This is a genomic window from Treponema sp. UBA3813 (genome assembly GCA_002368605.1).
Lineage (GTDB): Bacteria > Spirochaetota > Spirochaetia > Treponematales > Treponemataceae > Treponema_D.
Window position 1 is genome coordinate 36,356 of sequence record DFEB01000020.1, and the last position, 6,686, is coordinate 43,041.

The window sequence follows — 6,686 nt, forward strand, 5'->3', positions numbered from 1 at the left end:
TTCAATCTTTATAAAGTATCACCAACGGCAAAGAGGTCGTAGATATTGTTTCGTTTTTCGATGCATTGTCTACGGCCTTTTTGTTTTATCTAATCTCAAAGTCGGTAATGAAGCCGCATGTGCAGGGGTAATCTTTGCGCGTGCGGCTTTTTTTGGAGCGAAAATGAACAGCAAGACTTTATACGAACCTTCTTTTGAACATGATGCCTGCGGAATCGGGGCGGTGGCAAATATTGACGGAAACGCGTCTCACAAAATCGTGGACAAGGCCCTTTCCATTGTGGAAAAACTGGAGCATCGGGCGGGAAAAGACGCAAGCGGAGAAACCGGCGATGGCGTGGGAATCCTGCTTCAAATCTGCCATGACTTTTTTAAGAAAGCCTGTGAGCGCGGGGAGATTGCCAGCCGCAACGGTTCGGTTTGTAAAAGTATCGGAGACCAGCGGGATTACGGCGTAGGCATGTTTTTCTTTTCGATGGAGGAAGCTGCTCTGGAGAGTGAGAAAATCCGCTTTGAAAAGTGCTGTGCTGGCGAGGGCTTGGAATTTTTGGGCTGGCGAAAGGTTCCTGTAAATGAAAATGTGCTCGGAAAAAAGGCACTGGACTGCATGCCTCAAATCTGGCAGAGCTTTGTGGCAAGGCCTGAAAATTGCGAAAAAGGCCTTGATTTTGACAGAAAACTGTATGTCCTGCGCCGTGAATTTGAAAAAGACGCCGGGGTTTTAGGGGTAGGGAGCGACCCGAAAGGGGCAAAACTTGCAAAGCAAGTTTTGAGCGAGTCTCCCCTAGGAGAGGGGGTAGCGGAAAACCGCGAAGCGGCTTGCAGCGAGGGGGAGACTTCCCCCGCAAAAACCTACATCTGCTCACTTTCAAGCCGCACAATCGTTTACAAGGGAATGTTTTTGGTGAACGAACTTCGTACCTTTTATAAAGATCTTCAATCAGAAGAATACAAGTCGGCACTGGCCATCGTTCATTCGCGCTTTTCAACAAACACTCAAGCCTCCTGGCAGCGCGCCCACCCCAACCGCTTTATCGCCCACAACGGAGAAATCAACACGATTCGGGGCAATGTTGACCGAATGCTGGCCAGAGAAGAGACTTTGCGCTCCCTGCAATTTTCTGACTGCGACATGAAAAAGATTTTGCCTGCGGTGGACACTAGCGGCTCTGACTCTGCAATGCTTGACAACACCCTTGAATTCCTCGTGATGAACGGCATGCCTCTTCCCCTTGCGGTGATGACTTGTATCCCGGAGCCTTGGAAGCACGACGAGAACATGAGCCGGGAGAAAAAGGATTTTTACCATTACTGGGCCACTATGATGGAAAGCTGGGACGGTCCTGCGGCCATTCTCTTTAGCGACGGAGACCTGCTCGGTGCCACCCTTGACCGAAACGGTCTGCGCCCAAGCCGCTACTACATCACGAAAGACGGGCTTCTCATTTTAAGCTCGGAAGTGGGCGTGCTTGACATTCCAGAAGAAAATATTGCCAAAAAATCCCGCCTCATGCCCGGAAAAATGCTCCTCCTTGACACGGTGCAGAAAAAAATCATCAGCGACGAGGACTGCAAGAAAAATTATGCCGCCCTTTATCCCTACGGCGAGTGGCTGGACATGAACCTTCTCCACCTTGCGGACTTGAAGATTCCAAACAAAAAAATTCCTGTGAGCACGATGGAAGAGCGGACCCGCCTTTACCGGGCTTTCGGCTGGAAGAGCGAGGACATCAACGAGATGATTCTGCCTCTGGCGAAAAATGGCCTTGAGCCTACAGCCAGCATGGGCGTGGACATTCCCCTTGCGGTGATGAGCGAAAAGCATCCCAGCCTTTTCAGTTATTTCAAGCAGCTTTTTGCCCAGGTGACAAATCCGCCCATCGACAGCCTGCGGGAAAAAATCGTCACGGACACCACGGTTTATGTGGGAAAGGACGGAAATTTGCTGGAGCCGGTGGCCTCAAACTGCCGCGTGCTGGAAATAAACAATCCCATTCTGACCGGTGTTGACCTGATAAAAATCGCTGCCCTGAATCAGCCGGGACTGAAAGCGAAGAGGATTTCGATTTTGTTTGAAAAAGGTCTGGAATCCGCTTTGGAAAATCTCTTCTCCCAAATCGATTCCGCTTACGCTGAGGGCTGCAATATCATCATTTTGAGCGACCGTGGCGTGGACGAAAATCATGGGGCTATTCCGGCAATTCTCGCGGTTTCTGCGGTGGAGCAATATTTGATCCGCACGAAAAAACGGACGGCTCTTTCGGTGATTTTGGAGAGCGGCGAGGTGCGGGATGTACATCAGGCGGCCATGTGCTTGGGCTATGGGGCGCGGGCGGTGAACCCGTACCTTGCCCATGAGGCGATTGCAGAACTTATCGACCAGAAAATCTTGGACAAGGATTATCACACTGCCATCGACGACTACAACAAGGGCATTATAAACGGCATCGTAAAAATCGCGGCAAAAATGGGAATCTCAACGATTCAGTCTTACCAGTCCGCGCAGATTTTTGAGGCGGTGGGAATCGCAGACGATGTAATCGAAAAATATTTTACAAATACCGTGAGCCGAGTGGGTGGAATCGGCTTAAAAGAAATCGAAGAAGATGTGCTCTACCACCACAGAAGGGCATTTTCTTCAAAGGAAGAAGCAAAATCTCCCCGACTGGACTTTGGCGGAATCCATAAACTGAAAGTTGGGCCAGAGGCGGAAGACCATCTTTTGACGCGGGAGACAATTCTTGCCCTGCAGGAATCTACGAAAAATGGCGACTATGCTCGCTTTAAGGAATACACGGCTTTGGTGGATTCAAACGACCATCCACACACACTTCGGGCAATGCTTGATTTTGACTTTGACAAAAACGGCGGCATTTCCCTTGAAGAAGTGGAAAGCGTGGAAAAAATCGTTCAGCGATTCAAGACTGGCGCCATGTCTTACGGTTCCATCAGCGAGGAAGCCCACAAGTGCCTGGCTCTGGCCATGAATCATCTGCACGGAAAATCCAACAGCGGCGAGGGCGGCGAGAATCCAGAGCGACTGGGAACGGAATACAATTCTGCAATCAAGCAGGTAGCAAGCGGTCGCTTTGGCGTTACGGAAGAATATCTTCTTTCGGCAAAAGAGATTCAGATTAAAATGGCACAGGGAGCAAAGCCGGGCGAGGGCGGCCATCTTCCTGGAAAGAAAGTCTATCCCTGGATTGCACGGACACGATACGCAACTCCGGGCGTGGCCTTAATTTCGCCTCCGCCTCACCACGACATCTATTCTATAGAAGATTTGGCTCAGTTGATTTATGATTTGAAAAACGCCAACCGAAAAGCCCGAATCAGCGTAAAACTGGTAAGCGAGGCGGGAGTTGGAACCGTGGCATCGGGCGTGGCAAAGGCTGGAGCCCAAGTCATTTTGATAAGCGGACACGACGGCGGAACGGGAGCCGCCCCCATGTCTTCGATTCATCACGCGGGCTTACCCTGGGAACTGGGCTTGAGCGAGGCTCACCAGACTTTGATTCAGAACGGGCTTCGAGGCAGGGTCGTCCTTGAAACTGACGGCAAGCTGATGAGCGGCCGGGATGTGGTCATTGCGGCCTTGCTGGGAGCGGAAGAATTTGGTTTTGCCACAGCCCCCCTCATCGCCCTGGGCTGCTCAATGCTCCGAGTCTGCCAGCTGGACACCTGCCCATTCGGAGTTGCCACCCAGAACGAAAAGAACCGGGCAAAATTCCCCGGAAAGGCAGAATATGTTGAGAATTTCATGAAGTTCGTCGCTCAGGAAATGCGGGAAATAATGGCCCGGCTTGGAGTGCGCACCGTGGAAGAACTTTGCGGCAGAAGCGACTTGCTCAAGCTGAAAGAACGGCAGGGCTTCCGCCGGGCAGATTTGGTGGACTTACAGAGACTTCTGGCAAAGAATGAGGATTCCCCGTCATTCCACGGCTTGACCGGGGAATCTCCTGACAGCTGGAAGCAAAATCGCGATTCCTTTGATTTCGGACTTGAAAAGACAGTGGACGAAAAAACTCTGCTTCCTTTGTTTGAAACCGGGGATTTTAAGGTAGTGAGCGACGGCGTAGCCGGCAAAACCTGCGAGGCAGGTTTTGAGCGAGTCTCGGCGAAGGCTGTGCCTGAACCGCAAAGCCCCTTAGGAGAGGGGGTAGCGGACAAGACAACAAAGCGGAGCGAATCGGCACTGCGAGCAGGGGCGATTCGTGGAGCGACTTGGCTTGGGAGCGAGGGGGACGCTTCCCCCATCCCAATCCAATCCACCGACAGAACGGTAGGAACAATCCTTGGAAGTGAAATCCAGAAGCGATACGGCGGCTCACTGTCTGACGACACATTCACCGTAAACTTTGCGGGAGGAGCCGGCCAGAGCTTTGGCGCATTCATTCCAAAGGGACTGACTCTTCGCCTGACAGGAGACGCCAACGATGCATTCGGAAAGGGCTTAAGCGGCGGAAAGCTTGTTTTGAAAAAGCCGGCCGGATTCGACGGAGTAGCAGAAGACAATATAATAGTAGGAAATGTCGCGCTTTTTGGTGCGACCAGCGGAAAGGCCTTTATCAACGGCGTGGCGGGCGAGCGTTTCTGCGTGCGAAATTCAGGAGCAAGCGTTGTTGCGGAAGGCTGTGGCGACCACGGTCTTGAATACATGACAGGCGGAACTGCGGTAATCCTTGGCAGCACAGGAAAAAATCTCTGCGCGGGAATGAGCGGCGGCGTGGCATACATTCTTGATGAAAAGCACGACCTTTACAAAGGCCTGAACCACGAGCTTGTAAAAATGTACGCCCTGGACGACGCAACAACAACACTCCGCGACAAAACTGACGAGGAAAACCTGCGCAATTTAATAGAAGAACATGTTGCAGAAACTGGCAGCCAAAGAGGAAAAGAAATTCTTTCTGACTGGGAGCACTACAAAACATGCTTCAAGAAGATTATTCCTAACGATTACCTTCGGATTATGACGGAGATTTTCGCGGAGGAAGATGCAGGCACGGCACATGACGAGGCGGTGCTTGCCTCTTTCAGAAAGTGCACGGCCTAGAAACGGGGGAAGGGAGAATAAAAGAAAATGGGCTTAAAAGACGAATGTGGCGTTGCGGGAATTTTCGGCGCGGAAAATGCGGCCAGCCTTTCTTACTTTGCGCTGACTTCACTGCAGCACCGGGGGCAGGAAAGTGCAGGAATCGCGGTGAGCGACGGAAAGAGCGTGCGGCTGAAAAAGGAGCTGGGGCTTGTGGGTGATGTTTTTGCTCCGGCGGATTTTGAGAAATTGAAGGGAAGTATTGCCCTCTCTCATGTGCGCTATGCCACGGCAGGCGGCCGAACCCTTGAAAATGCCCAGCCATTTTTAAACACTTTCAAAAACGGCTCCATCGCCCTCGCTCATAACGGTCAGCTGGTGAATCACGCTTGTCTGCGGGAAAAACTTGAGGACGGCGGCAGCACTTTTGCCAGCAACAGTGACAGCGAAGTGATTCTGAAACTGATTGTGCGCAAGTTCATCGAAAAAGGCGGCAAGCCCGGAAGCGGAATGTCCCTGCCCCAGGACGATGACCTTTTCGTGCAGGCCGTGATTGAGGCAATGAAAGAAATCAAGGGCTCTTTTGCCCTCTGCATTATGACCGAAAATATGCTGATTGGCGCGCGCGACCCCAACGGAATCCGCCCTTTGTGTCTTGGAACTTTAGGCGGGGAAAGCCTTCCCCTCGCTCCAGCCAACGCTAACGCGTCGTCTTCCGCTACCCCTTCTGCGGGCTCAATCGCCGCCCGCAACGCCCGCTCAATTTCCTATATCCTTGCCTCTGAATCCTGCGCCATTGACGCGGTGAACGGAAAATTTTTGCGGGATATTGAGCCGGGAGAAATTCTCGTGATTACAAAAGAAGGGCTCCGAAGCGAAAAATATGCCTGCGAAAAAAAGAAGACCTGTATTTTTGAATATGTCTACTTTGCCCGCCCCGACAGCGTGATTGACGGCATCCCCGTGCAGGAAGCCCGCTACCGCATGGGGCAGACTCTCGCCCTTGAAAGCAAAACGGAAGCGGATGTGGTCATCGGAGTGCCTGACAGCGGAATCGGAGCGGCCATGGGCTTTTCAAAGGCAAGCGGCATCCCTTATGTGACCGGCATCATCAAGAACAAGTACATAGGCCGCACATTCATCGCGCCGACTCAGGCCGAGCGGGAAAACATGGTCTTCGTCAAACTCAACGCCATCAAAAGTGATTTGGAAGGAAAGCGGGTCATTGTGATTGACGATTCCATCGTGCGGGGAACCACAAGCCGCCGTCTAGTTGAGATTTTGCGCCGGGCGGGAGCAAGGGAAGTGCATTTCAGGGTTTCTTCCCCGCCGGTAAAATTTCCCTGTCATTTGGGAATAGACACGCCCAGCAAAGCAGAACTAATCAGCAGCACTCACGAGCTAGAGGAAATCCGTGCAGAAATCGGCGCGGACTCCCTGGCTTTTATCTCTCTTGAAGGAATGATTCAGGCTTTGCGCTCTTCTTCTTCTGAGGGAAAGGAAGGCTGGTGCGAGGGCTGTTTTTCAGGGATTTATCCTGTGTAAGGATATTTTCAAGGCCACAAGGAAAATCGCCAGTCTGTCTTCTAGCAGGATTTTAAAAATTCCACGAAAAGAGGGCTGGCCTTGTTGGGTCGGCTCTTGAATTCCG

Annotated in this window: 2 protein-coding genes; both read left to right on the plus strand. The window is 51.8% G+C overall.

Going from position 1 to position 6,686, the window contains the following annotated elements:
- Positions 1-163 precede the first annotated feature (163 nt).
- Positions 164-5,056 (plus strand): glutamate synthase large subunit, encoded by a 4,893-nt coding sequence (gltB, locus tag B2089_RS03105; RefSeq protein ID WP_296319872.1) that lies wholly within the window; start codon positions 164-166, stop codon positions 5,054-5,056.
- Positions 5,057-5,083: 27 nt separating this feature from the next.
- A complete protein-coding gene (purF, locus tag B2089_RS03110; RefSeq protein WP_296319875.1) occupies positions 5,084-6,580 on the plus strand; it encodes an amidophosphoribosyltransferase in 1,497 nt (498 codons plus the stop codon).
- Positions 6,581-6,686: the final 106 nt, after the last annotated feature.